This window comes from Streptomyces sp. NPDC001219, from assembly GCF_053597915.1.
On the sequence record NZ_JBSFJF010000013.1, the window covers coordinates 52,235 to 78,092 of the forward strand.

Genomic DNA, 25,858 nt, shown 5'->3' on the forward strand with positions numbered 1-25,858 from the left:
GCCGGGCATCACCCGTTGTGCATCCCGCGGTCACCAGGTGACGGGCAGTTCCACCAGCCGCTTGTTGACCGCCGCCGGGTGGAAGCGCAGCGTGTCGTCCGGTACGGCCAGCCGCATGCCGGGGAGGCGCTCGCGCAGCGCCCGCAGAGACTCCTGCAGCTCGATCCGGGCCACCGGGGCGCCCAGGCAGCGGTGTACCCCGTAGCCGAAGGCCAGGTGATGGGCGACCGTGTCGCGGTCCGGGTCGTGGCGGCGCGGCCCGGGGAAAGCGTCGGCGTCGAAGTTGGCAGCCTGGGTCGCGGCGATCACGATGTCGCCGGCCCTGATCGTGACCCCGCCCAGTTCGACGTCCTCGGTCGCCTTGCGCGCCAGAGTGCCGCCGTAGTCACCGATGGGCAGCCTCCGGATCAGCTCCTCCACCTCCGCCGCCAGCTTCTCGGGGTCCTCGGGCAGGCCGCGCAGCCCCTCGGGGCTTGCCAGCACCTCCCGCAGAACCAGCCCCAGTTGGGCCACGGTCGTCTCGAACCCGGCGACCAGCAGGGTGCCGCCGAGGGCGACGATCTCCTGATCGGTGAGCACGTCCTCGGCCTCACCGTCCGCACCGCCCCGGGCCAGGACGCTGAGCAGGTCGTCCCGCGGGTCGGCACGCCGTTCCCGCACCAACTCGCCGATGTAGGAGAGGAGTTCGGTGTGGGCCGAGGTGTCGGGGGTGCCGGTTCCGGTGATCGGTGCGTGGAGCCCGTCCCGCCACTTCTCGATCCGGTGCCGGTCCTCCAGGGGCACGCCCAGGATCTCGCCGATGACGCGCATCGGCAGCACCATGCAGAAGCTCTCGCACAGGTCGGCGGGGGCCGGCTGCTGCGCCAGGTCGTCGAGCAGCTCACCGGTCATCTCCGCGATACGCGGCCGCAGGCGTGCGATGCGGGCTTCCGTGAAGCCCCGTGCGGCGACCCGGCGCAGGCGAGTGTGGTCCGGTGGGTCCAGATTGAGTATCGAGGTGCCCACGGCCTCGACGGCCAGCAGGTGGCCCCCGGGGTCGCGGACCGCCTCCTGCCGGGAGAACCGCGGATCGGTGAGTGCGGTACGTACCTCCCGGTACCCGGCGATCAGCCAGGCGGGACGGCCACTGGGCAGCCGTACCCGGGTGACCGGTTCCCCGGCCGCGATCCTGGCGTAGTCCTCGGCCGCGTCCGCGCGCCTTTCGGCGCCCCGGAGCGGGAATTCCGGCAGCTGCCGGCCGGTCGTGCTCGTCGCGATCATTCAGATTCCTCCCGTTCGAACGCAGCAGCCGGAACCGTACGGGGCGGCTTCGAAAGCGAGCAAGTATCCGCAGTTGCCCACGGAATTCACCCTGCAAAGCAGCACAGGTCACCGGGGCGTCAGTTGCTCTATAGACCCGCTATGGGACTTCTGGAGGTCGTGCGGCCCAGGATGCCTGTACCACCGGAACCCGTAGGGAAAGAGCTGGAAATGACTGCTGTACGTGAAAAGGCCGCCGCTCCCGGGGATTTGGCCCGGCTTTTCGTCGAGCGCGCCAATGCCGGGGACCTCGAAGGGCTGGTGGAGCTCTACGAACCCGACGCGGTAGTCGCCCTTCCGGGCGGCCGCACGGTCGCCGGACAGGCTGCGATCCGTGCCGCGTACGAGCAGATGCTGGCCAGGAAGCCCGAGTTCGGCCCCGGCACCGCACTGCCCACCATCGTCAGCGGCGACTGGGCGCAGACCGCCTCGCGCACCGATGACGGCGGGGCCCGTGCCGAGGTCGCCCACCGGCAGTCCGACGGCAGCTGGCTGATCGTCCTCGACCGGCCCTTCTTCGCCTGACGCGGACCGGGTGACCGGCGCTGGACGCGACGACGCGACAAGGAGCACCGACGTGAAGAAGTGGCGCGGCAACCCGTGGGCGATGCTGGTGACGCTCTCCCTCGGCTACTTCATGACCATGCTCGACGTGACCATCATCAATGTCGCCGTGCCGAGCATCTCCGACGATCTCCACGCCACACTCGACGACATCGCCTGGGTGGTCAACGGCTATGTTCTCGTGCTCGCCGTCCTGCTGATCACCGCTGGACGGCTCGGTGACGTGTGGGGCCCCCGGAACCTCTTCCTCGTCGGGACCGCCCTGTTCACGCTGTCTTCCGTCACCTGCGGGCTCGCCGCCACCCCGGGGCAGCTCATCGCCAGCCGCTTCCTGCAGGGACTGGGCGCCGCACTACTGCTGCCACAGACGATGACCACGATCATCGCCACCTTCCCGGCCGGGAAGCGGGGCACGGCCCTCGGCGTGTGGGGCTCCATCACCGGCATCGCCACTGTGGTGGGCCCGACCGCGGGCGGGCTGCTCGTCACCTTCGCCGGCTGGCGCTGGGTGTTCCTGATCAACGTGCCGATCGGGCTGGCGGTCCTGCTTCTCGGACCACTGCTGCTGACGGACGTCCGCCCCGGCAAAAAAGGCAGGATCGACGTCCTCGGCGTGGCGCTCTCCACCGCCGGACTGCTGCTGCTCACGTACGGGCTGACCGAGGGCAGCCGCTACCACTGGGGTACCGTGCGTGGCCCGGTCACCATTCCCGGGATCGTCGGCGGCGGCGCTGTCCTCCTGTTGCTGTTCCTGGTGGACCAGACACGCAAGCAGCACGCACGGGGCAAGCACGGCCGGCACAGCAGACCGCGCCGCGATCCGCTCATCCCCTTCACCCTGTTCCGCCATCGCGACTACACCTTGATGAACGCGGTCATCGTGCTGATCTCGGTCGCGGTGGTCGGCGTGTATCTGCCGCTGAACATGCACATGCAGTCCGCGTTGGGCTACAGCGCCCTGCAGGCGGGCCTGCTGATGGCCCCGCAGGCGGTGGTCTCGGCCTTCGTCGCGCCGTTCGCGGGACGGCTGGCCGACCGGATCGGCGGTAAGTACGTCCTGACCTCGGGACTCACCCTCTACACGCTCGGCACCGCAACGGTCCCGCTCGTGGTGGCCGTCAACGGGCCCTGGTACGCGTACCTGCCCGGCTTCCTCGTCGCGGGCGTCGGAGTCGGCGGTACCTTCGGGCCGCTGCAGACCGTGGCCACCCACAGCATCCCGCCACAACTCGCCGGGGCCGCCTCCGGTGTCATCAACAGCAACCGCCAGTTCGGCTCGGTCCTGGGCGGCCTGCTCGTCGCGACCGTGCTCCCGGCGCTCCACGCGACCCTCCTCATCAGCATCGGCGCACTCGTCGTCGCGGTACTGCTGTGCATGTGCGCGGGACGGTCCGTGTGCAACCGAGGGGAAACACCAGTTGCACACGCGGAGCCGAAGCCGCTGACCGCGGCCCGCACTTATCAGCACTGAATTCGTCAAGCCACGAAAGACTTGGGAGAAGACCGTGATTTCTCATCCCCCGGCAACGGACACCGAGCGTGTTCTCACCGGCATTTGGAGCGAAGTCCTCGAACTTTCCGAGGTCGGAGTGGAGGAGAACTTCTTCGACCTTGGCGGCCATTCCGTCCTGCTGCACATGGTCCAAGACCGGATCACCACCCGGCTCGGCAAGACCCCCCCTCTCGTGGACCTCTTCCAATACCCCACGGTCCGCGGCCTCGCGGGTCATCTCGACGGGGGCGTCGCAGAGGAGCCGCTGCGCCGTGAAGCCCTGCGCTCCGGCGGCCGCGCCCGGCTGGCCGGCCGCCGTGACCGCCGGACGCGTACCGAAACGGGAGGCACCGGCGATGGCAAGTGACCCCATGCACCAGAAGGAGCACGACGACGGCGACGACTCGCTCGTCGCCGTCATCGGCCTGGCCTGCCGCTACCCGGGTGCCGACGGCCCCGACGCGTTCTGGCACAACCTCAGCCACGGTCTGGAGACCGTCACCCGCTTCCCGCGCCGCCCCGCGCCGCGTGGCGGCACCGAGTACACCCCTGCCCGCGGGCTGCTGAAGGACCCAGAGTGGTTCGACGCGGGGTATTTCGGCTACTCGCCGCGCGAGGCACGCCTGCTCAACCCCCAGCACCGGGTCTTCCTGGAGTGCGCGGTCGAGGCACTGGAGGACGCCGGCCACGACCCCGCGCGCCACCCTGGTTCCATCGGCGTCTACGCCGGCAGCACCGACACCGCGTACGCGCAGATCCTCAAGGACCGCCAGGACGAGCTGCCCTCGGTCACCGACATGGAGATCCTGGTCGCCAACGCACCCGACTACCTGGCCTCCCGGGTCGCCTACAAGCTGGGGCTGCGCGGGCCCGCCGTAGTGGTGCAGGCCGCCTGTGCCACCTCGTTGGTGGCCGTGCACACCGCTGTTCAGGCCTTGCTGTCCGGCGACTGCGAGATGGCCCTCGCGGGCGGCGTCGCCGTCCGGGTCCCGGCCAAGGAAAGCCCGTACATCGAGGGCGGGATCATCTCCGCCGACGGCACCTGCCGCACCTTCGACGCCGCCGCGGGCGGCACCGTGGGCGGTGACGGCGCCGGCATCGTCGTCCTCAAGCGGCTCGGTGACGCGCTGGCCGACGGCGACCGAATCCGCGCCGTGCTCCGCGGCTCGGCCGTCAACAACGACGGCTCGAACCGGGTCGGGTTCACCGCGCCCAGCGTCGAGGGGCAGGCCGCGGTGGTACGTGACGCCCAGCTCGTCGCCGGGGTCGACGCCCGGACCATCACCTACGTCGAGGCCCACGGCACGGCGACCCCGGTCGGTGACCCCATCGAGATCGCCGCCCTCACCAAGGCCTTCCGTGCGGACACCGATCACACCGGCTTCTGCCGGATCGGCGCGGTGAAGTCCAACATCGGGCACACCGACGCCGCGGCCGGTGCGGCCGGACTCATCAAAACCGTGCTGTCCCTCGAACACGGAGTGCTCCCGCCGAGCCTCAACTTCACCGCGCCCAACCCCGCCATCGACTTCGCATCGAGTCCCTTCACCGTGGCCACCACCCTGGAGGAGTGGCAGCCCGAGGGAGGGGTCCCACGGCGGGCCGGGGTGAGCTCCTTCGGCATCGGCGGAACCAACGCCCACGTCGTCCTGGAACAGGCCCCCGAACCGGCCCCGCCGGGCCCCGCCCGCCCCTGGCAGCTGCTTGTGGTCTCCGGCGGCACCGAATCCGCCGTGGAAGCCGCGACGGGCCGGCTCGCCGAGCATCTGCGGGCCCACCCCGACGTGCCGCTCGCCGACGTGGCCTGGACCCTGCAGACCGGCCGGCGTGAGCTTCCCGTCCGGCGGTACGCCGTGGTCAACCGCTCAGAGGACGCGGTGCGGGTGCTCGGAGGGCTGGACCGCGGGCGGCTGGTCGGCTCCGCCGGCCGTCCTCGGACCGGGCCGGTCACCCTGGTGTTCCCGGGTACGGTGACGTCCGAACAGACCGGCGAACTGTACGAGGGGGAGCCGGCTTTCCGCCGGGCGGTCGACGAGTGCCTGGCCGTGGCCGGCGTCCGCGACGAGGTACCTGCCGAACTCGACGTCTTCGCGACCGAGTTCGCCCTGGCCCAACTGTGGGCGGCGTGGGGTGTGCGGCCGGCAGCGGTTGCCGGTCACGGCACCGGGGTCCTGGTCGCCGAGACGGTGGCCGGGGCGTACACCCTCCGGGACGCGGTGCGCAGGGTCATCGACGGGGACGGGACCGGCCCGGGAACAAAGGGCGGGAGCACGAAGGGCACCCCCCGCATCCCCGTGCTGCCGAACGTTCCGCGCCCCCTCGCCGGCGACAGCGACCACACCGTGCTGCCCGTCCTCACCGACACGACGGGCCACCCCGGTGTCCTTGCCGCGCTTCTCGACACCCTCGGCCGGCTGTGGCTGGCCGGCACACCGGTGGACTGGACCGGCGTGCACGAGGAACTGCCGCGCCTGCGGGTCCCACTGCCGGTCTATCCCTTTCAGCGCGAGCGCTACGTCGTCGAGCCGGCGGGGCAGGCCGCGACCAAGCAGGTACCCCCGGTCGAGTCGGCGCCCGCGCAGGCCGTGGAGGACGCCGGTGCCCTCGGGACCCTCCCGGCCGTCGCCGAACTGTTCGCGCAGACCCTCGGACTCGACGACATCGACCCCGACGACAGCTTCTTCGATCTCGGTGGAGATTCCCTCATCGCCACCCAGCTGCTGGCCCGTGCCCGTGAACTGTTCTCGGTGGAGCTGGAGACCGGCGCGCTGTACGAAGCGCAGACAGCGGCCGAACTCACCGAGCTGATCGATGAGCGGCTGGGCCGCCGGGGCGCCGCCGAGCCGGCGTCGGCGGCGTGACCACAGGGCGCCGACCCCGGCGCCCCACGTTCTGAAAGGAGCACCAGGAATGAATGCCGGTACGCCGAGGGCCGCAGCCGCCCGCGGCGGCGGCCGGTGGCTGGTCACCCGCACCCGCCGCCCGGACGCCGTCGCGGACCTCTACTGCTTCGTCCATTCCGGAGGATCGCCCGGAGAGTATGTGCGCTTCGGCGACGACCTGCCCGAACTACAGGTGTACGGACTGCAGCTGCCCGGCCGCGCCTCGCGGCGCGCCGAGCCCGCCGTCACCGGCATGCCGGAGCTTGTCGATGCCGTGGTCGGGGCCCTCGACCCACGACGGCCGTTCGCCTTCCTCGGACACAGCCTCGGCGGCCTGGTGGCCTTCGAAGTGACCCGGGCACTGCGGGACCGCGGCCGGCAGCTGCCGCGACGGTTGTACCTGTCGTCCAGCCCGCCGCCCCCGCACACCCGAGGCGCGACTGTGCTCCACACCCTCCCGGACGAGGAACTGCTCGCCGAGATCGAACGGCGCTGGGGTGAGCTGCCGGCCCAGGTCCACACCGACGCCACGCTGCGCGAGATCGTACTGGAGGCGTTCCGGTCCGATCTCGCGATCTTCGAGACCTACCGGTACGAGCCGGGCCCACCGCTGGAGGTACCGGTCTCCGTCTTCGCGGGTGACCAGGAGCGCGAGACCCTGCACATCGAGAACTGGCAGGCCCACACCACCGGCCCGTTCGACGTCACCCACCTGCCCGGTGGCCACTTCTACTTCCGCGACCCGCAGCAGCGCCACGAACTCCTCGGCCGGATAAGGGAGGGCATGGCTGCCCCGCCCGGCGCCGTGGCCACGACCGCGACCGCGGCGCCGGCCTCCGAAGCGGTCACCGTGCTCGGCCGGGCCGGGGGGTACCACCTGCTGATGCTGGCCGCGGACACCCCGCAGTCCCTCGATGACGCGACCGGACGGATGCGGGACCACCTGGCCGGAGCAGGGCCCGCGCCCGCCCCCGGCGCCGGAGCCGAAGAGGGCGCGGTACTGCCGTACCGCCGGTTCGCCGCCGGGGAGACCCACCAGGCCCTGGTGAGGGCCCTTGCCAAGCCGGCCACGCCGACGCCGAAGGCGGACGGACCCCGAGTCGCCCTCGTCTTCCCCGGCCAGGGCTCCCAGTACGCCCGTATGGGACTGCGGCTCGCCCAGGAACTCCCGTTGTTCGGGGCGGAGTTCGACGCGTGCCTGACCCTGCTGGAGAAGGAGTCGGGGCACGACCTGCGCCCCGTCTTGGAGGCTGCGGCCGGCGACGGACTCCAGCAGACCGGCGTCGCCCAACCGGCCCTCTTCGTCCTGGAGTACGCCTTGGCCAGGACCTGGCAGCGACTCGGTGTGCGGCCCGCCGCGATGGTCGGGCACAGCCTCGGCGAGTACGTCGCCGCCACCCTCGCCGGGGTCATGCCGGTGCGCGAGGCCCTGGGCTTCGTGGCGCTGCGGGCCCGGCTGATGCAGCGGGCGCCGGCCGGCGCGATGCTGGCGGTGCCGCTGCCGGAGGAGGGGCTGGCCCGGTACCTCGAACTGGGCGCCGACCTCGCCACGGTGAACGCTCCGGCGTCCTGTGTGCTGGCCGGAACCGAGGAGACCATCACCCGCGTCCAGGACATGCTGACCGCGGCCGGGACCCCCGGCCAGCGGCTGCGTGTCTCGCACGCCTTCCACAGCAGGCTCATGGACGGCTGTGTGGACGAACTGCGCGAGGCCGCCGCCCGGATCGGCCTGCGGCCGCCCACCGAGCGCTTCGTCTCGGGGGTCACCGGCACCTGGATCACCGCGGACCAGGCCACCGACCCCGACTACTGGGCCCGTCATCTGCGGCAGCCGGTGCGGTTCTCGGAGGCGGTGGGCACCGTACTGGCCGAAGCTCCGGACGTGATCCTGGAGACCGGCCCCGGCCCTGCCCTGACCAGCCTCGTCAAGCGCCGCTCCGATCTGCCGCCGCACACCCTGGCCCTTTCCTCGCTGCCGCACCCCGGCGGCCGGACACCGGAGCCGGCGGGCCTGCTGGCCACGCTCGGCAGGCTCTGGGAGGCCGGAGCCTCCGTGGACTGGCGGGCGCTCGCTGAGGACCACTCCCCCGTCGTTCCCCTGGCCGCCTGAGGAGGCATGCCGTGCGCTATCAGACCTTCGGACGGAACACGGGCCTGCGCGTGTCGGAGTACGCACTCGGGACGGGCAATTTCGGTACCCGTTGCGGCGAGAGCGGCAAGGGCTCACAGCTGCTGTGGGCCAGGCGCGGCGCGGGTGCCGACCGGCACACGGCCCGGGCGCTGTTCGAGCGCTTCGCCGAGGCGGGGGGCAACTTCGTCGACACCGCGGACTGCTATCAGTTCGGCGAGGCGGAGGAGCTGCTCGGTGAGTTCCTCGCCGCCGACCGGGACCACTTCGTACTGTCGACCAAGTTCACCAACGGCACGTCGCCGCAGCCCCGGGTCACCGGGACCGGCAACAGCCGCAAGACCATGGTGCGCTCCGTCGAGGCCAGTCTGAAACGCCTGGGTACCGACTACATCGACCTGTACTGGACCCACTTCCCCGACGATCTCACGCCCGTTGAGGAGATCCTGGCGGCCTTCGACGACCTCGTTCGTGCCGGGAAGATCCTTTACGCGGGGCTCTCCAACTTCCCTGCGTGGCGGATCGCCCGTGCCGCCACCATGGCGGACCTGCGGGGCTGGTCGCCGCTGATCGGCGTGCAGACCGAGTACAGCCTGACGCAGCGCACCCCTGACCGGGAGCTGCTGCCGATGGCGGAGAGCCTCGGGCTGGGCGTCGCCATGTGGTCGCCGCTGGGCGGCGGGCTGCTCACCGGCCTGTACCGGCGGGGCGCCGACGGCTGGGTCAGCGACGGCAAGCGGGCCATCCGAGGCGGCGATGGTGGCCGCCAGGAGGCGGTCGTCGACGTGGTGCGGGCTGTCGCAGAGGAGACCGGGGCGCCTGCCGCCCAGGTCGCTGTCGCCTGGGTGCGCGAACGCGCCCGGCGGGCTGCCACCGCCCTGGTGCCCGTCATCGGCCCCCGCAGCCCTGGACAACTCGACGACTACCTCGCCGCCCTCGACCTCACCCTCACCGACGAGCAGTACGCCCGGCTGTGTGCGGCGGGCACGGTGCCCGCGGGCGCGCCCCATGAGGTCAACGCTCTCGCCCGGGACGCCGTACTCGGCGGCGATCCGGGCCGGGTGACCGCCCCCGCTGTCCCCGTGCCGTGAGCCGGAGACCCGCAGACACGAAGACCACCGGGAACGGACGGAGTGACAGGACACGATGACGGCACAGGAACTCGTCGGGGTATGGCGGCTGGAGTCCTTCCGCGACATCGACGGCACAGGAACACCGCAGGAAGGGCCGCTCGGGCCCGAGCCACGGGGGCTGCTCTTCTACTCGGCCGACGGCCACGTCTCCGTGACCATGATGCGCACCGGGCCCGCCCACACCGAACGCAGCAACTACATGAGTTACGCGGGCACCTGGCGACGTGAGGGGGACCGTGTTGTTCACACCATCGACGTTGCCCCCGAGCCGGGCTGGCTGGGTACGGAGCAGTCCCGTGACCTCGAACTGGAAGGTGACGAGCTGGTGTTGCACGGCAACGCCCTGGTCGGTCGGCCGCAGCGCAGGGTCCTGCACTGGCGGCGCGTCGCCGGTGACGCCGGCTGATCAACCCTGCGGGTGTGCAAGGGGCCGGACAGTGGACTTCGGATGGACACGGGGGCAGGGTGAGGACCCGCCCCCCGGAAAGGAACGAGCAGATGAGCGTCGACGTGGAAGCGCTGACCGCCACGGTACGAGGGCCCGTCCTGCAGCCCGGCAGTGACGGCTATGACGAGGAGCGGGCCGGCTTCCAGGCCGGATTCCAGCACCGCCCCGCAGTCATCGTCGGAGCAACCGGCGCCGAGGACGTGCGTGCCGCGGTCCGTTTCGCCGCCGAGCGTGGACTGCCCGTCGCCGTGCACTCCACGGGGCACGGCATCGTCACCGCCCTGGACGGCGAAGGCGTTCTGATCAGCACGCGCCGCATGACGGGCATAGAGGTCGACGCCGAGAACCGCACCGTGCGCATCGAGGCCGGTGCGCGCTGGGGCCAGGTGATCGAGAAGACCGCTCCGCACGGGCTCGCCCCGCTCAACGGCTCCGCCCCGCACGTCGGCGTCGTGGGGTATTTGCTCGGCGGCGGAACGGGAATCATGGGCCGCGAGTTCGGCTACTCCTGTGACCATCTGCGAGCCGTCGATCTCGTCACGGCCGACGGCACACCGCACCATGTCACCCCGGACTCAGACCCCGACCTGTTCTGGGCGCTGTGCGGCGGCGCCGGGAACTACGGCGTGGTCACCGCCGTCGAGACCGACCTGTTCCCGGTCGCCCGGTTCTACGGCGGTGGGCTCTACTTCGAGGCGGACGACCCCGTCGAGATGCTGCGGGCCTACCGGGAGTGGACGCTGACCGCGCCCGAGCAGCTGACCTCCTCGATCGGGATGATGTTCTATCCGCCGATGCCGGTCTTCCCCCAGGAGTTGCAGGGACGGTACGTCGCCGAGATCCGCATCGTCTTCAACGGTGACCCGGCGGACGGCGAGCAGCTGGTGGCCCCGCTGCGCGCACTCGGGCCGCGCCTCATCGACTCCCTCCGGGAGATGCCGTACGAGGAAGCCGGCTCCGTTTACCACGATCCGGACTTCCCCCACCCCTACTTCGGCGGGAACGTGCTGCTTCGTGAGCTCGACCCCACCGCACTGCAGACCCTCATGGACCTCGCGGGCCCCGGCTCGGCCGTCCCGTGCATCATCGACATCCGCCACCTCGGCGGCGCATTCTCCCGCCCGCCGGCCCGCGCCAGCGCGGTCGGCGGACGCGACGCCCAGTACATCCTGCGCGTGATGACCGGCGGGGCACCGGCCCCCGCCGAGGCCGTGCGCGCCGCCCACCAGCGGGTCTACGACGCGATGAAGCAGTGGACCGTGGGGCGCAGCCTCAACTTCGTCTACCACGACGGCTCTCCTGTGGACGAGGAGCAGGTGCGTGAACTGTTCGACGCGGACGCCTATGAGCGGCTCGCACGCATCAAGGCGCGCCACGACCCGGACAACCTGTTTCGTTTCACCCACAACATCAAGCCTGCCGAACGAAATTGACGACCGGTAGCAACATCCCCCGTGCTACCGGTACTCCGGCCCCGGCCTACACAGGCCGGGGCCGGCTCTTTTTCCTGTCCATTTCTATATTGGCTCCATATTCGATCTCCTGAAGGAATTGAATTCCTCTGTAATTGCTCGAACGTCGTTCCCTCTGTCGCTATTCGGCCCCTAGCATGGTCAAGGCGTGAGCGACTGATCGGCAATGTGGAGGAGATGCCTGATGGGCGACCGGCCTGTGGAGTTCGGTATATCGGACTTCGGATTCGCATTCGGAGAGGACCAGCACGTCGAAAAGGTCGCCAAGGACTACGTTGACGACCCCGAGCGGGTGCTGCAGTGGGGCTGCACCACGTTCCACCGGGCCCCGGACGGCGTGTACGCGGTCGACCTTGCCGCTGAGGCGGCCGAACAGGCGCTGGAGCGCGCGGGCATCGGTGCCGACGAGGTCGACCTGGTCGCGCTGGCCACTGCGGAGAACCCCGAGTACCTGTACTGGGACTCCGCCTCCGCACTCGCCCGGGCGCTGAAGATCAAGAAGACGCAGACCCTGCTCTTCGACAACGAGGGCTGCGGCGCGGGCACCACCGCCTTCGGCCAGATCGCGGGCACCTTGGCCCTCCAGCCCGAGTTGAACACCGCGCTCTTCGTCGTCGTCAACCGCGTCGACGAATACCGCCGCAACCGTATGGCCATCAATCAGTGCGTACACAGCGACGGGGCGGTGGCCGTCGTTCTGCGTCGCGGGCACGGCACTAATCGCTGGCTGACCACCGAACAGTTCACCGACCCCGACCTGGTCGACGGATTCCGCGGTGAATACGGCGGGGCCGTCAACCCTGTTCCTCCGGCGGACTGGAAGAACGTCGACGGCTCCAGCGTGGGATGGTTCCAGGCGCACTTCGGCAAGGACCCGAAGCGGCTGCGGGCATTCCTTGAGCAGCGTGACGAACGGGTCGCGGAAATCGTCGACCGGGCCTGCGCCAGGGTCGGCCTCACCCGAGCCGATCTGGACCACGTCATCTACATCAACGACGCGCGGCCGGGCGCCATCGAGGCCGTCTCCGATCCGCTCGGTCTGCCGATCGAGCGCACCAACGCCGAATTCGCCCGGAACCACGGCCACATGGGCGCCGCCGACCAACTCGTCTCGCTCGGCCTGCACCTGGAACGCGGCGATCTCAAGCGTGGGGAGATCGTGGCGCTATGCGGCATATCAGCCGGTATGCGCTGGATCTGCACTCTGTTCGAGATCTAGCGGACTGTGAGGGGGAAGACATGACCGACACCACTGTGGAAACCGATCTCCTGGCGCTTCTGCGTGACGCCGTGGAAGCCGGCCTGGCACCCGGGCCCGCGGTTCGCGGCGAGCTGCTGCAGCTCGACGACCCGAAGAAGGCTCTGCGCGCGGGCAAGATCCTGGAGAGCCTGCGCCCCGAAGGCGGCGAGCTCCGGCCCATACGCGTCGGGATACTGGCCACCTGCACCCTCGGCTCCTATCCCGGCCTCCTGCGGACCGCTCTGGTCGGCGCGGGCGCACTGCCGACCGTCGAGCCCGGCGGATACGGGATGTTCGAGATATCCCTTGCCACCGCCGCGTTCGCCGAGAACGGCGACCCCGACGTCGTCAGCTGTCTGCTGGACGAGTCGTACTTCCTGCCGGAGGACTGGGACGCCACCGATGTCCCCGCCCTGGAGGAGCATCTGGCGACGCGCCTTGCCGATCTGCGGCAGCTGCTGAGCACGAGCAACGAACGGTCCTCGGCGACCCTGCTCGTGCACACGCTGCCACTGCCCGCACGGGTCAGCGACAGCATCATCAGCCGCCGGGCCCGTACCCGGCTGGCGCAGGCGTGGCACAGGCTGAACGCCGACATCCTCGCCCTGGCCGACGACAGCAGCCGGATCGAGGCCGTGGACCTGGCGGGCGCCCTCGCCGAGAACGCGGTACGCGCCCGCGACGACCGCCTCCACGCCTTCGGCGACATGCCGTACACCGACGGGGCGCTACTCGTGCTCACCCACGAGGTACGCCGGTTCGTGCAGGCCAAGCTGGGCCTGTCCCGCAAGGTCCTCGCGCTCGACCTGGACAACACCCTGTGGGGCGGCGTCCTCGGCGAGGTCGGTGCCGAGGGCGTGGAACTCGGTGGGCTTTACCCGGGCAACTGCTACCAGCAACTGCAGCGCACGGTCACCCGCCTGCGCGACCAGGGCGTCGTGCTGGCACTGGCCAGCAAGAACGACGCCGAACCGGTCGACAAGGCCCTCACCGAACACCCCGAGATGCTGCTGAGGCCCGAGTCCTTCTCCGCCACCGCCGTCAACTGGCAGCCCAAGGCGGGGAATCTGCGTGCCATGGCCGATGCTCTCGACCTGGCCACCGGCTCGTTCGTCTTCATGGACGATTCGCCCTTCGAGCGCGGTCAGGTCGCCGCCGAGCTGCCCGAAGTCGCGCTCGTGCCGGCCGACGGCGATCCGGCGCACCTGGTGCGCTCACTGCTGCGGCACGGGTGGTTCGACGTCATGGAGCTGACCACCACCGACCGCAAACGGCCCGAGCTGTACCGCACCCGGGCCCGGCGCAACGAGTTCGCCGGTGAGCATGGCTCCCCCGAGGAGTATCTGCACGCCCTGGGCCTGGAGCTGACGGCGGCTGAGGCCACTGCCTACTCCGTGCCCCGAATCGCTCAACTCGCCGCTCGTACCAACCAGTTCAACCTCACCGGAATCCGCTACGACGAGCCGGGCACGGCCGCGATGAGTGCCGACCCGGCTCATCTGGTCGCCGCGTTCTCGGTGCGCGACCGGTTCGGTGACGAAGGCGTCACCGGCGCCGTCTGGGTGGAGCGCGGTGCCGGCACCTGGCGCGTGACCAACCTGGTGCTCAGCTGCCGGGTGCTGGGCCGGGGTATCGAGCTGGCCATCGCTGGCTGGCTCGCGGACCGGGCCAGGGCGGCCGGCGCCTCGACTCTCCAGGGGAGGTTCGTGCCCTCCGGCAGAAACGGTGTGGCCGCCGAGTTCTGGACCAGGGCCGGGTTCACCCCCACCGACGAGGACGGCGTCTTCGAGCTGGACCTGACCATGGGGAACGGCCCGGCACCCGCATGGATCAACATCGTCGAAAACGAAGAAAGCAGGGCATGATCATGAGTGAACTCGCAGCGACCAGGCTGGCCGTGCTGGAAACCCTCGGCCAGGTTCTCGAAACCCCGGTGGATGATCTCCGGGCCAATCCGGTGCTCGCCACCCATGCCTGGGACAGCCTGAGGTCCCTGGAGGCCCTCACTCTGCTCGAGGACCGGCTCGGCGTCGACTTCGACCTCCGTTCCTTCAACGCCGCACGGACTGTCGACGACCTGGTTCACCTCATCATCCCCGGCGAACTGGCAGCCCACCGTTGACCACACCACGGTCACCGTTCCCGTGGCCCCGTGAGGCACGGAATCCCGCACGGTCTCTTCGGCCGGGCGGGATTCCGCCGTTTCGGGGGCCGTTATCGACGGTGGTGCGGCCGGTGGTGGCCGTGGCTGCGGTGGGGACGGTGGTGGTGGCCCTGGGCGCGGTGGGTGCTGTGGTGGCCCTGGGCGCGGTGCGGGCGGAGAAGGCCGTGTGTGCGGTGGGGACGGGGGTGGTGGCCCTGGACATGGTGCGAGCGGTGATGGCCCTGGACACGGTGCGGGCGGTGGGGGCCGTGTGTGCGGTGGGGGCGGGATCTGGGGGTGTGGGGGGTGAGGTGGATGCCGTGGCGGGCCAGGTAGGGGAGGGGGTTGATGTCCGAGCCGTAGTGGCGGGTGGTGCGGACCTCGAAGTGGAGGTGGGGGCCGGTGGCGCGGCCGGTGGCGCCGCTGTAGCCGAGGTGGGTGCGAGCGCGGACCCTCTGGCCGGGGCGGACCGTGATGCGGGAGAGGTGGCCGAAGAGGGTGTAGCGGCCGTCCTTCATCCGGATCGTCACGGCCTTCCCGTATGCGCCGGACCGTCTGGCGAGGACCACCGTGCCGGAGCCCACGGACCTGACCTTGGTCCCGGTGCGGACGGCGAGGTCGATGCCGGTGTGGTGACCGGCCTGCCAGGTGCCGCGGACGCCGTAGGGCGAGCTGATGCGGTGGCGGGCCTTCGTGGGGTGGCTCCCGGTGCCCGCCGGGGCGGCCAGGGCCACCTGGGACGCCGCCAGCGCGAGGACGCAGCCGGTGGCGGTCGGGGCTATGGCGAGCAGCAGCATTCTGCGCAGCGGGGTGCTTTTGCGGAACGTGGTCATAGTTGCGAGCCCACGCCTTGTGGCGGGTGGTCGCATCCCGGGGCGGGGCACCGGCCCGCCGAACGGGTGGCGGAACGTCCGCCGGGCGGGCCCCGCCGGCCGCCCGGCCGTACTCGTGGCGCGGGCTCAGTCCGTCAGGCGTTCGACCGCCTTGAGGACCTCGCCGGCGCCGTCCTCGGCGGTGAGGCGGTGGGCGGCGGCGCGCGCGTGGTCGCGGCGGGCCGGGGCGGCGGTGGCCTGGGTGAGGGCGTGGGACAGGCGGGCCACGGCGCGGTCCGTGGACAGCTCCGTGAAGGGGATCGGCGCGGTGGCGACGCCCAGGGCGGACAGGCGGGCGGCCCAGAAGGGCTGGTCGGCGGTGACCGGGACCGGGACGGTGGGGACTCCGGCGCGGACGCCCGCGGCCGCGGTGCCGGCGCCGCAGTGGTGCACGACCGCGGCCATCCGCGGGAAGAGGAGGGCGTGCGGGACCTCGCCGACGGTGAGGAGGTCGGCGTCCGCCGCGGTGGGCCCGGTGGACAGGCCGGCCCAGCCGGACTGGAGGACGCCGCGGAGCTTGGCCCGGCGCAGGGCGGCCGCCGCGATCGTGCTCAGGCGCTCGCCCTCGCCGCCCGCCATGCTGCCGAAACCGATGAAGACCGGGGGCGGGCCCGCGGCGAGGAAGTCCTCCACGGCGGGCGGGAGTTGGGCGTCCGGCGCGTGCCAGGGCCACCAGTTGCCGACGACGCCGAGGCCGGGGCGCCAGTCCGTGGGGCGCGGCACCAGGACCTCGCTGAAGCCGTGCAGGACCGGCCGGCCGGCGGCTTCGGCACGGCGGCGGACCGTACGGGGCGTGGCGGGCGGCAGTCCGAGGCGGGCGCGCAGTTCGCGGGCCGCGTCGGCGTAGAGGCGGTCGATGATGTGGAGGGAGAGCCGGCCGGCGGCGCGGTTGCCCCAGCGGCCCAGTGAGCGGCCGCCGCTGACGACCGGGGGGAAGTCACCCGTGGGGGCGCCGGGCACGAGGGGCAGGTCAAGGAACGGGATGCCGCGCGCCTCCGCCAGGTGGTGGCCGAGCGGTGCGGTGGTGGCGGAGAGCAGGAGGAGGCCGGTGTCGTCGTGGACGGCGTCGGCGATGCCGCCGCCCAGTTCGCTGATGAAGGCGGCGGCCTGGCGCATGAGGGCGCCTTTGCCGTCGGGGCCTGTGGGGCGTGTCTGTCCGGTGGTGACCGCGGTGTCGGTGCGACGGGTGCGGGGGTCGGCGGGCAGCCGGCGGAACTCCAGGCCGGCGGCCCGTACGAGCGCGGAGTAGCTGTCGTGGGTGGCGAAGGCGACCTCGTGCCCGGCGGCGCTGAGCCGGGCGCCCAGGCCGGTGTACGGGGCGATGTCGCCGTGGGAGCCGGCGGCCGTGATCAGGATCTTGGTCATGGGTGGTCAGCCTTCTGTGGTCAGCCTTCTTCGGGCGGAGCGGGTGGGTGGATGGGCGGGGGAGCGAGTGCTCGTACCGCGCGGGAGTCCCCGCTCCGCGCGGGAGTCCCGTACCGCGCCTCTGCGCCGTGAGCCCGCGGCTACCCGACCCCGGGCGGCCCCGTGGGGTGTCTCAGTCCTCGTGGGCAGGGGACCGACGGACGGCGTTGGCGTGGACGGCGGTGCGCAGGTACGGGGCGAGGCCGGGGCGTTGTTCGGTGGGCGGGACGAGCAGGGCGAAGGCGCGGGGGTCGGCGGCGAAGTCGTCGGCGATCCGGCCGTGCATGTCGGTGGGGCACGGGGTGAACCAGCGGGTGAGGTGCTGCCGGTGCTCCTCCGCGAGGTCCATCGCGGCGGTGCCGTCGGCCGGTTCCCCGGCGTCGAAGGCGGCGAGGAGCCGTTGGCGCCAGTCGGCGGCCTCGGCCATGATCGTCGCCCAGTCCTCCTTGGAGTGCGCGGCGGCCCGTGCCATCGAGCGCTGATGGCCCTCGCGGTGCTGCCATTTGAGGTGGGCCTGGGTGGCGTACGTGAGGTCGAAGGTCACCTCGCCGAAGACCTCGAACCGCTCCTCGGGCGTCAGTTCCACGCCGGTCTGCTGGACCTCCATGGCGTGTTCGGCGACCTCGACCAGCCGGTGCAGCTTGGCGATCTGGTCGTTGAGGAGGCGGTGCCGGGCGCGGAGGTGGTCGAGCGCGTTGGCCTGCGGGTCCTCCAGGATGGTGGCGATCTCGTCGAGCGGGAAGCCGAGTTCCCGGTAGAAGAGGATCTGCTGGAGCCGGGCGAGGTCGGCCTCGCTGTAGAGGCGGTAGCCGGCGGGGCTGCGGTCGCTGGGGGAGAGCAGGCCGGCCTTGTCGTAGTGGTGCAGGGTCCGCACCGTGATCCCCGCGAAACCGGAGACCTGCCCGACCGAGTAGCTCATCGCAGCGCCCTTCTTCCCGTGATGTCCGGCCGGCCCGCTGTCCTCCGTGGTGCGGTCACCGGTGGCCGGGGCCGTGCCGCTCCGTCACCGTGCGGCCTGACGTCGGGTGAGGGTCAAGCGGGAGAGCGGGAGAGCGGGGGGGCGGAGCGGTGGGCCGGTACCCCGGCACCATCGCCCCGTCCGCCTCAGCCGTCCGGGTAGCGGTCCTGGAGCACCGAGCTGACCAGGGCCTGGACGTCCTCCCGGGCCAGGCCCTCCGCGCGGGCCCGGTCCATCCAGGCGCGGAGTTCCTCGCGGAGCAGGGTGTCCGCGGCGGACTGGGGGCGGGCGAGGGTGCGGCTGACGAAGGTGCCGAGGCCGGGGCGCGGTTCGACTAGGCCCTCGCGTTCCAGTTCGCGGTAGGCCTTGAGGGTCGTGTTGGGGTTGACCTTGGTCGTGGCGGCCACCTGTGCGGCGGTCGGCAGCCGGTCGCCCTCCACCAGGACGCCCAACCGCAGTGCCTGCTGGACCTGTTGCACGATCTGGAGGTAGGTGGCGACACCGCTGCGCCGGTCGATCCGGAATTCGACGACGCTCACCACCTCTCTGCTGCTTTCGTCCGTGCCGTCCTGTGTGCCGGACTGCCCGACCGCTTGATGATCGGCCCGGCCGTGCCGGGTGTCAAAGCGCCGCCCGGGACGTGCCCCGTACGGCGGGAACACATGTCCGGCCGCCCGTCCCGGCCGTCGCGCCGCCGCCCGTTCAGAGCGGCCGCCGGTGGGTCCGCCGGACGACGAACGCCAGCACCGCGGCGGTCAGCGCCAGCAGCAGCGCCGCGCCCAGCCACTGCATCCCCGCCATCTGCCCGTAGTCGAGGTACTGGGTCACCCGGCTGACGATGCCCAGCTTGGCGCGGCAGGCCTGGGCGTCGCCGCCGGTGCAGGTGCCGAAGCCGTAGAGCCTGCCGTCCGCGGTGGACACCCAGTCGTCCATCCGTACGGCGTCGGGCGGCAGGGCGGGGCCGCTGTCGGAGCCGTACGGGTAGGTGGAGCTGCGCAGGGTGCCGAGCCGGGGGCGGACCCGTTCGGCCCAGAGCAGGCCGGTGACCGCGGTGAGCAGGGCGGTGGCCGCCATGGCCGGTACCACCCGCTTGATCAGCATGCCGAGGGCGACACCGCAGGCGGCCAGGAAGAGGGTCCTGGCGACGGGTATGGGGCCGGTGCTGTCGAAGGCGCCGCCGGTCAGCCAGTCGCCGCCGTTGACCAGGGCGTGGGCGGGGGCCCACAGCCAGGTGAGGACGGCCGACAGCGCGGCGGTGCACAGTGCCGCGACGGCCAGCGGCAGGCCCAGCGCGGCGGCGATCCAGCGGCTGCGGCTCACCGACTGGGTGGTGACCAGCTTGACGGTGCCGTGCTCCTGCTCGGCCGAGATCAGCGGGGCGCCGAGGAAGATCCCGAAGAGGACGGGCAAGTACTGCACGAGGGCGAAGTCGAGGCCGAACATGCGGCCGAACCGGCTCTGGAACTCGGTGTACAGCCGCCCGTCGGCGTCGGGGGTGCCGCCGTGGTCGTGCAGGAAGTCCTGCACGCCGATGCGCTGGTAGGCGAAGACGGCGCAGCCGACGGCGGTGACCACCAGGGTGGTGCGCAGCAGGGCGCGGTGCCGGCGCCAGACCAGCCAGGGCAGGCCGTGCAGCAGCCCGCGGCGGGCGCCGGCCGTACCGCTCGCCCCGGCCGCCGCGGCCGTGACGTCCGCGGCGCCGGACGTGCGGGTGGTGCTCACGCCGCGGCCTCCCGCGGTCCGTCGACGCGGGCCTCGTCCGCGATCAGGCTGGGGGCGTCGGGCGCGCGCAGGTAGGCCAGCAGGACCTCCTCCATGCTCGGCGCCAGCACCTCCCAGCTGTCGGAGAGCGGGCCGCCGGCCCGCACCAGGGCGCTGAACTGCCGCCCGGTGACCCGGGATTCGACCACGGTGTGCTGCCGGCGCAGCTCCTCGGGCACCCCGTCGTCCCCCTCGGCGACGCCCGTCACCAGCAGGTGCGCGGGGATCAGGTCCTCGGTCTGGCCGGCCATCCGCAGCCGGCCCTCGGTGAGGACGAGGAGGTAGTCACACATGACCTCCATCTCGGAGAGCATGTGGGACGACATCAGGACGGTCGTGCCGTGTTCGGCGGCCTCGGCCATCAGCAGCCCCGACAGCTCGTGCCGGGCGAGCGGGTCGAGGTCGGACATCGGCTCGTCGAGCAGCAGCAGCTCGGGCCGCTTGCCGAAGGCGAGGGCGAAGGCGACGCGGGTGCGCTGGCCGCCCGAGAGGGTGCCGACGCGGGCGTTGAGCGGCACCTTGCCGGAGCGGACGATCCGCTCGGCCAGCTCCTGGTCCCAGCGCGGGTTGAGCTCACGGCCCAGCCGCAGCGTCTCGGCCACCGTGAAGCGGGGGTAGAGGGGCTTGTCCTGGGCGAGGTAGGCGACCCGGGTCAGGACCTCCGGGTCGGAGACCGGGACGCCGAACAGCTTCAGCGTGCCGGTGGTCGGCTGCACCAGGCGGGTCGCGGTGCCCAGGAAGGTGCTCTTGCCGGCGCCGTTGGGGCCGACGAGGGCGCAGATGTGGCCCGCGGGGAGCCGGAAGGAGCAGTCCCGCAGCGCCCAGCCGCGACCGTACTGCTTCCCCAGTCCTTCGGCCTCGATGGCCCATGGGCTCGGGTCGCTCACCCAGATCCCCCCTTTAGCTAGTTGATTAGTGGAATGAGTATGGGGAGCGGCCCGGACGCCTGTCAACAAAGGGAGGGGGAGGGGCGGTGCGAGGAGCGGGCGGGCGGGGCGGCCGCCCGCTCGGGGGAGCGGGGCGGTCCGGCCGCCTCAGCCCTCCGCGGCCAGCGACTTCGCCATGCAGCGGCTGTCGTCGTACGTCCGGTAGAGGCCGAACTTCTCGACCGGTACATAGCCGCACGAGGCGTACAGCTCCAGCGCCTCGGGCTGCTTGATCCCGGTCTCCAGCACCATGCGGGAGCGCCCCGCGGCGCGTGCGTCGGCTTCCAGGACGGCGAGGATCTGCCGTGCCAGCCCCCGCCCGCGCGCCTCCGGCACCACGTACATCCGCTTGATCTCGGCGTCGCCGACCGCGTACCCCTCCGCCGCGTCCTCCTGCTGTCGCCATCCGCCGGTGGCCACCGGGCGGGCCCCGTCGTAGGCGATCAGGTACATGCCGCGCGGCGGGGCGAACATCTCCGGGGCGAGCGGGGTGATGTCGCCGTCGTCGCCGTAGCGCCAGGCGTACTCCTGCTGCACCAGGGCGTCGAGGGTGACCGCGTCGGGGTGGTCATAGCGGACGGGGCGTATCTCCATTCCAGAAATCGTACGGGCGGGCCGGTGCCCGGCGCGAGGAGCCACCGGGGGTGGGTATCGTGCCCGGATGCTCACCGTGACCTCTGTGAATGTGAACGGGCTGCGCGCCGCGGCCAAGAAGGGATTCGTCCCGTGGCTGGCGGGGACCGCGGCGGACGTGGTGTGCCTGCAGGAGGTACGGGCCGAGGCCGCCCAGCTCCCGGAGGAGGTGCGGCAGCCTGCGGGCTGGTACACCGTGCACGCGCCGGCGGCCGCCAAGGGGCGCGCCGGCGTCTCGCTCTACACCCGGCGGGAGCCGGACCGCGTCCGGGTCGGCTTCGGCTCGGCGGAATTCGACGGCAGCGGCCGCTACGTCGAGGCGGACCTGCCCGGCGTGACCGTCGCCAGCCTCTACCTGCCCTCCGGCGAGGTCGGCACGGAGCGGCAGGACGAGAAGGAACGCTTCATGGCGGAGTTCCTGCCCTACCTCGTCGACCTGCGCAAGCGGTCCGCGGCGGACGGCCGTGAGGTGGTGGTGTGCGGCGACTGGAACATCGCGCACCAGGAGGCCGACCTCAAGAACTGGAAGGCCAACCGGAAGAACGCCGGCTTCCTCCCGGAGGAGCGCGCCTGGCTGACCGACGTCCTGGACGAGACCCACGGCGGCTACGTGGACGTCGTCCGCGCCCTGCACCCGGACACCGACGGCCCGTACTCGTGGTGGTCCTACCGGGGCCGCGCCTTCGACAACGACGCGGGCTGGCGCATCGACTACGCCATGGCCACCCCCGGCCTCGCCGCCCGCGCGACGAAGGCCTACGTGGAGCGGGCGGCCAGCCATGACCAGCGGTGGTCGGACCATGCGCCGGTGACGGTGGTGTTCGAGCGGTAGTTCACTGCCGGGACGCCCCGCACGGGAACCGCTGGTGAAGGGCCGGCGAGGAACGGAGCTCCTGCGGCTCTCGCACGGTGGGCGCAGGTGGCACCCGCCCACCGGATGCCCTAGCGTGCATCGCCGTGTACATGACGCGGCGGTGATCCGCCGCCATCCAGGGAGTCTTCATCTTCATGCGTCCGGCAACCGTCCTTCTGCTGCTTGCTGCCCTGCTCGGGGCCGCGCCGGCCACGGCCGCCCATGCGGCGCCGTCGAACGACGCGGTCTCGCGTGTCGCGTACGGGCGGGGCGGCGGTCACAGTGCCCCCAGCGGCCGTCACGGCGAGCTCGGCAGCGCCGGCGTCGGCAAGGTGCAACTCGCCTACAGGAGCCACAGCGTAGGGACGAACGGTCACTCCCACCTGAAGGAGCCGTGGGAGGTGGTCCTCGTCCTCGTTGTCTACGTCGGCTTCTTCGGCTACGTGGGCTATCGCGGCGTCAAGAAGGTGCGGGGGTTCTTCCGGCGGAACGACTGACGCCCGGAAGAGGGGCCCTCTCGCGCCGCAATTCCGCCTGCGGTGTCCAGGTCCGGCCGCAGGGAATTCAGGGGGCGGTCCTGCGCAAGGGATATCTCGGGGCTTTTGTGTTGCGGTGGGGGGTATGCACAACGGCCCGCCGGGTGGGCCGGCGGGCCGTTGTGAGTTGTGAGGGGAGGGGTCAGGAGACGCGGGAGAACTTCACGTAGCCGCCGTTGTCGGGGCGCTCCCAGATGCCGCGGAAGGCCCAGTTGATGTAGCCGCCGTCGCCCTGGTTCGTGAACTCGCCGTCCTCGAAGACCCAGATGCCGTAGACGACGCCGTCGTAGGTGGCGGTGCCGAACGACTTCACGCCGTTGAAGTGGTCCTCGTACGGCTGGCTCAGGTTGTGCACCATGACGTTGTACTTGCCGCCGGCCGCGTAGAACGCGGACTCCATGAAGCTCTTGACGAAGCCCTCGCGGTTCTGGGCGGTCTTGATCGACGCCTCGATCTTGTTGGCGATGCCCAGAACGTCGACGTTGAGGTTCAGGTTCGCGTTGGCGCCGACGCTGACGGGCGACTCGCCCGCGGCCGCGGCGGCGGCCACCGGCGTGGCCGAGGCGGTCGCCGGGAAGGCCACGGCGGTGCCGGTCAGCGCGGCGCACAGAGCGGCTGCGGCGAGGCTCTTCTTCACGAGGTTCTTCCGGGACATGGTTGTCCTCCATGTGTAGGGGGTGGCAGACCTCCCCGCCCCCGGTGCGGTTGCGGGGACGGAGAGGCGGCCCGGGGCAGCCGCTGGGGAATGCCACTGCGCCGGTGCGGAAACGATGATTCGCGGCCCGGCTCATGATTCGCTCACGTCGTGATCACGGAGTCCGTCAACGGCCCGCGTTTTCTTGACTTTTCGTCAATTCGCTGACTGTGTCCATATAGTGAGAGCGAATGAGGGAAACGGAACCCTGTGTTCCTATCGGTGGTCTTCCTGGAAAAAGGGGCGGTTTGCCGTGCGTCCACCGGCGGCGTGAAGTCGAGGTCACAATGGTTCAGTTGCGGCTACTAGGGCCAGTTGAAATTGAAGTGAACAATGGGCGACTGCTGAGTTTGGGAACCGGCCGGCTGCGCAGTGTGGCGGCGATTCTGATCAGCGAGGTCAATCAGGTGATCACGGTGAGCAGAATGATCGACCTGGCCTGGGACGCGGACCCGCCGGCCAGGGCGAGAGGTGTGGTCCACAATCATGTGCACCGCCTGCGGCGGCTGTTGGTCGGCCAGGCCGAAATCGCCACCCGCGGCCAGGGGTACGCGCTGCTCGCCGATCCGTGCGCGGTGGACGTCAACCGCTTCCGGTACCTGGTGTCCGGCGCCTATGAGGACGAGCCGCGGACCGCCGTCGCCAAACTGCGCCAGGCGCTCGGGCTGTGGCGGGGCGAGGCGCTGGCGGACGTGCCCGGTGAGCGGGTGCGGCGGATGCTGGGCGTCGGGCTGACGCAGGCGCGGGTGGCGGCGTTGCAGGAGCTGGGCTCCAGGCTGCTGATGCTGGGCCGCTACGGGGAGTTGATCACGGAGCTGACCGCCTGGCTCGCGGAGCACCCCCTGCACGAGGAGCTGACCGCGCTCCTGATGCGCGCCCTCCAGGCCAGCGGCAGACAGGCGGAGGCCCTCGACCACTACCACCGCACCAGACGCCATCTGGAAGAGCAGTTGGGTATCGACCCCGGCCCGGCGCTCAGCGAGACCTATCTGGCGGTGCTCAGCGGGAAGCCCGTGGCCACCCCGCCCTTCGCCACTCAGGCGCGGGCCGGGAGCGGGGTGGGGGCCGGGTCCGGTGTCGGTGCCGGTGTGGGTATCGGTGCCGGTCCCGGGGCCGGCGTCCGCTCCGGTCCGGGTGCCGCCGCGCCGTACGCCCCCGATCCGGCCGCGCCGTACGCCCCCGGCCCGGCCGCGCCGCGCGGCCCCCACCCCGGCCCCACCTCGTCATACGACCTCACCGACCCGTACGTCCCCGCCGCCCCCTACGACCCGACTGCCCCCTACGGCCAGGCCAGCCCCTACGGACCCGACCGCCCCTCCACCCCGCCCCCGCCCCGACCGGCCCAACTCCCGCCCCGTATCGCCGACTTCTGCGGACGGGCGCGGGAGATCGTCGCGCTGGACCAGACGCTGGACCGGCTGCCGCGGCCGGACTGTGTGGTGCTCGCGGGTGGCGGCGGGGCCGGCAAGACCACGCTGGCGGTGCACTGGGCGCACCGCCACCGGGCGGAGTTCCCCGACGGGCAACTCTTCGCCGATCTGCGGGGGTTCGAGCGTCCCCCGATGCGGCCCGACACCGTGCTGGGGATGTTCCTGCGGGCCCTGGGGGTGCCCGAGGGGCGGATACCCGACGGACTGGCGGAGCGCTCGGCGCTCTACCGTGCGCTGCTCGCCGGGCGGCGGATGCTCGTGGTGCTGGACAACGCCGGCACGGCGGAACAGGCGCGCCCGCTGCTGCCCGCGACGCCGGGCTGTCTGGCCGTGGTGACCAGCCGGCGGCGGCTGAGCGGGCTGGTGGTCCGGGACGGCGCGGCCCTGGTCACGGTGGGGCCGTTCGCCGCGGACGACGCCCTGGAGCTGCTGGCCAACGTGCTGGGCCCGGCGCGCCTCGCGGCGGACCCGGCGGCCGCCCGGGAGCTCGTCGAGCGCTGCGACCGGCTGCCGCTGGCGCTGCGGATCGCCGCGGCCCGGCTGATGGCGCACCCCGACTGGCCACTGGGCTGCTGGACCGGGAAGCTGGCCGACGAGCGCCGCCGGCTCCAGGAACTGTCCGCACACGACGCCGACCTGGCGGTGGAGGCCTGCCTCTATCTCAGCTACCGCGCACTGTCGAGCGGGGCGGCCCGGCTGTTCCGTCTCCTCGGGCTCCACCCCGGCCCGGACGTGGACCTGCCCGCCGCCGCGGCCCTGGCCGGCCGCGATGCCGAACGCACCCACCGCCACCTCGCCGAACTGAGCGACGCGCACCTGGTCGAGGAGCATGCGCAGGGGCACTACGTACGGACCGAGCTGGTGCGCCTCTACGCCGCGCAGCGGGTCGCGTCCGAGGAGACCCCGGCCGACCGGGACCTCGCCCGGGAGCGGCTGCGGGACCACATGGCGCTCCACGGGCGGTGACGGCGCGAGGCCGTCCCCCGGCGG

The 25,858-nt window shown here is 71.8% G+C and carries 23 protein-coding genes; 14 read left to right on the forward strand and 9 right to left on the reverse strand.

The window, feature by feature from the left end; translation table 11 throughout:
* Positions 1 to 30 precede the first annotated feature (30 nt).
* The gene (locus tag ACWC9R_RS11015) at positions 31 to 1,260 is read right to left on the reverse strand and encodes a cytochrome P450 (protein ID WP_450730494.1); all 1,230 of its coding nucleotides are present in this window, start codon (positions 1,258 to 1,260) and stop codon (positions 31 to 33) included.
* Between the two features lie 210 nt (positions 1,261 to 1,470).
* Here ACWC9R_RS11015 and ACWC9R_RS11020 point away from each other — a divergent pair, with 210 nt between their 5' ends.
* The 11 genes from ACWC9R_RS11020 to ACWC9R_RS11070 all read left to right on the forward strand — a co-directional run bounded on the left by ACWC9R_RS11020 (position 1,471) and on the right by ACWC9R_RS11070 (position 14,780).
* The gene (locus ACWC9R_RS11020) at positions 1,471 to 1,824 is read left to right on the forward strand and encodes a YybH family protein (RefSeq protein ID WP_450730496.1); all 354 of its coding nucleotides are present in this window, start codon (positions 1,471 to 1,473) and stop codon (positions 1,822 to 1,824) included.
* A gap of 52 nt (positions 1,825 to 1,876) precedes the next feature.
* Positions 1,877 to 3,334 carry an MFS transporter gene (locus ACWC9R_RS11025; RefSeq protein WP_450730498.1) on the forward strand — a complete coding sequence of 486 codons (1,458 nt, stop codon included), beginning with the start codon at positions 1,877 to 1,879 and terminating at the stop codon, positions 3,332 to 3,334.
* A 34-nt stretch (positions 3,335 to 3,368) separates the two neighbouring features.
* Positions 3,369 to 3,722, forward strand: coding sequence for a phosphopantetheine-binding protein (locus tag ACWC9R_RS11030; protein ID WP_450730500.1), 354 nt, complete (start codon positions 3,369 to 3,371; stop codon positions 3,720 to 3,722).
* On the forward strand, positions 3,712 to 6,216 hold the full coding sequence (locus tag ACWC9R_RS11035) for a type I polyketide synthase (RefSeq protein ID WP_450730502.1): 2,505 nt from the start codon (positions 3,712 to 3,714) through the stop codon (positions 6,214 to 6,216). The genes ACWC9R_RS11030 and ACWC9R_RS11035 overlap by 11 nt, the downstream gene beginning before the upstream one ends.
* A gap of 49 nt (positions 6,217 to 6,265) precedes the next feature.
* Positions 6,266 to 8,347: an acyltransferase domain-containing protein gene (locus ACWC9R_RS11040; RefSeq protein WP_450730504.1), complete on the forward strand. Its 2,082-nt coding sequence runs from the start codon at positions 6,266 to 6,268 to the stop codon at positions 8,345 to 8,347.
* A gap of 11 nt (positions 8,348 to 8,358) precedes the next feature.
* Entirely contained in the window at positions 8,359 to 9,456 is a 1,098-nt protein-coding gene (locus ACWC9R_RS11045) for an aldo/keto reductase (RefSeq protein ID WP_450730506.1), read from the forward strand.
* Between the two features lie 55 nt (positions 9,457 to 9,511).
* Positions 9,512 to 9,904 carry a lipocalin-like domain-containing protein gene (locus ACWC9R_RS11050; RefSeq protein WP_450730508.1) on the forward strand — a complete coding sequence of 131 codons (393 nt, stop codon included), beginning with the start codon at positions 9,512 to 9,514 and terminating at the stop codon, positions 9,902 to 9,904.
* A gap of 92 nt (positions 9,905 to 9,996) precedes the next feature.
* Positions 9,997 to 11,379, forward strand: coding sequence for an FAD-binding oxidoreductase (locus ACWC9R_RS11055; protein ID WP_450730510.1), 1,383 nt, complete (start codon positions 9,997 to 9,999; stop codon positions 11,377 to 11,379).
* A 223-nt stretch (positions 11,380 to 11,602) separates the two neighbouring features.
* Positions 11,603 to 12,637: a 3-oxoacyl-[acyl-carrier-protein] synthase III C-terminal domain-containing protein gene (locus tag ACWC9R_RS11060; protein ID WP_450730512.1), complete on the forward strand. Its 1,035-nt coding sequence runs from the start codon at positions 11,603 to 11,605 to the stop codon at positions 12,635 to 12,637.
* A gap of 20 nt (positions 12,638 to 12,657) precedes the next feature.
* A complete protein-coding gene (locus tag ACWC9R_RS11065; RefSeq protein ID WP_450730514.1) occupies positions 12,658 to 14,523 on the forward strand; it encodes an HAD-IIIC family phosphatase in 1,866 nt (621 codons plus the stop codon).
* Positions 14,524 to 14,525: 2 nt separating this feature from the next.
* Positions 14,526 to 14,780 carry an acyl carrier protein gene (locus ACWC9R_RS11070; protein ID WP_450730516.1) on the forward strand — a complete coding sequence of 85 codons (255 nt, stop codon included), beginning with the start codon at positions 14,526 to 14,528 and terminating at the stop codon, positions 14,778 to 14,780.
* Positions 14,781 to 14,872: 92 nt separating this feature from the next.
* On the opposite strand, the gene ACWC9R_RS11075 is transcribed toward ACWC9R_RS11070, so the two are convergent.
* The 7 genes from ACWC9R_RS11075 to ACWC9R_RS11105 form a co-directional block, all read right to left on the reverse strand.
* Entirely contained in the window at positions 14,873 to 15,634 is a 762-nt protein-coding gene (locus ACWC9R_RS11075; protein ID WP_450730518.1) for a M23 family metallopeptidase, read from the reverse strand.
* Positions 15,635 to 15,760: 126 nt separating this feature from the next.
* The gene (locus ACWC9R_RS11080; RefSeq protein WP_450730520.1) at positions 15,761 to 17,038 is read right to left on the reverse strand and encodes a glycosyltransferase; all 1,278 of its coding nucleotides are present in this window, start codon (positions 17,036 to 17,038) and stop codon (positions 15,761 to 15,763) included.
* Between the two features lie 172 nt (positions 17,039 to 17,210).
* The gene (locus tag ACWC9R_RS11085) at positions 17,211 to 17,996 is read right to left on the reverse strand and encodes a MerR family transcriptional regulator (RefSeq protein WP_450730522.1); all 786 of its coding nucleotides are present in this window, start codon (positions 17,994 to 17,996) and stop codon (positions 17,211 to 17,213) included.
* A 185-nt stretch (positions 17,997 to 18,181) separates the two neighbouring features.
* Complete coding sequence (locus ACWC9R_RS11090) at positions 18,182 to 18,577, reverse strand: GntR family transcriptional regulator (protein ID WP_362602551.1); 396 nt, start codon at positions 18,575 to 18,577, stop codon at positions 18,182 to 18,184.
* Positions 18,578 to 18,737: 160 nt separating this feature from the next.
* On the reverse strand, positions 18,738 to 19,757 hold the full coding sequence (locus ACWC9R_RS11095; protein ID WP_450730524.1) for an ABC transporter permease subunit: 1,020 nt from the start codon (positions 19,755 to 19,757) through the stop codon (positions 18,738 to 18,740).
* Positions 19,754 to 20,683 (reverse strand): ABC transporter ATP-binding protein, encoded by a 930-nt coding sequence (locus tag ACWC9R_RS11100; protein WP_450730525.1) that lies wholly within the window; start codon positions 20,681 to 20,683, stop codon positions 19,754 to 19,756. The genes ACWC9R_RS11095 and ACWC9R_RS11100 overlap by 4 nt, the downstream gene beginning before the upstream one ends.
* Before the next feature lie 147 nt (positions 20,684 to 20,830).
* Entirely contained in the window at positions 20,831 to 21,316 is a 486-nt protein-coding gene (locus tag ACWC9R_RS11105; protein ID WP_450730527.1) for a GNAT family N-acetyltransferase, read from the reverse strand.
* Positions 21,317 to 21,383: 67 nt separating this feature from the next.
* On the opposite strand from ACWC9R_RS11105, the gene ACWC9R_RS11110 reads away from it, so the two are divergent.
* Positions 21,384 to 22,187: an exodeoxyribonuclease III gene (locus ACWC9R_RS11110; protein WP_450730529.1), complete on the forward strand. Its 804-nt coding sequence runs from the start codon at positions 21,384 to 21,386 to the stop codon at positions 22,185 to 22,187.
* 176 nt (positions 22,188 to 22,363) lie between these two features.
* Positions 22,364 to 22,705 carry a hypothetical protein gene (locus ACWC9R_RS11115; protein ID WP_450730531.1) on the forward strand — a complete coding sequence of 114 codons (342 nt, stop codon included), beginning with the start codon at positions 22,364 to 22,366 and terminating at the stop codon, positions 22,703 to 22,705.
* Positions 22,706 to 22,886: 181 nt separating this feature from the next.
* On the opposite strand, the gene ACWC9R_RS11120 is transcribed toward ACWC9R_RS11115, so the two are convergent.
* A complete protein-coding gene (locus ACWC9R_RS11120) occupies positions 22,887 to 23,399 on the reverse strand; it encodes a stress protein (RefSeq protein ID WP_393361307.1) in 513 nt (170 codons plus the stop codon).
* A 365-nt stretch (positions 23,400 to 23,764) separates the two neighbouring features.
* Here ACWC9R_RS11120 and ACWC9R_RS11125 point away from each other — a divergent pair, with 365 nt between their 5' ends.
* Entirely contained in the window at positions 23,765 to 25,834 is a 2,070-nt protein-coding gene (locus ACWC9R_RS11125) for a BTAD domain-containing putative transcriptional regulator (RefSeq protein WP_450730533.1), read from the forward strand.
* Positions 25,835 to 25,858 lie beyond the last annotated feature (24 nt).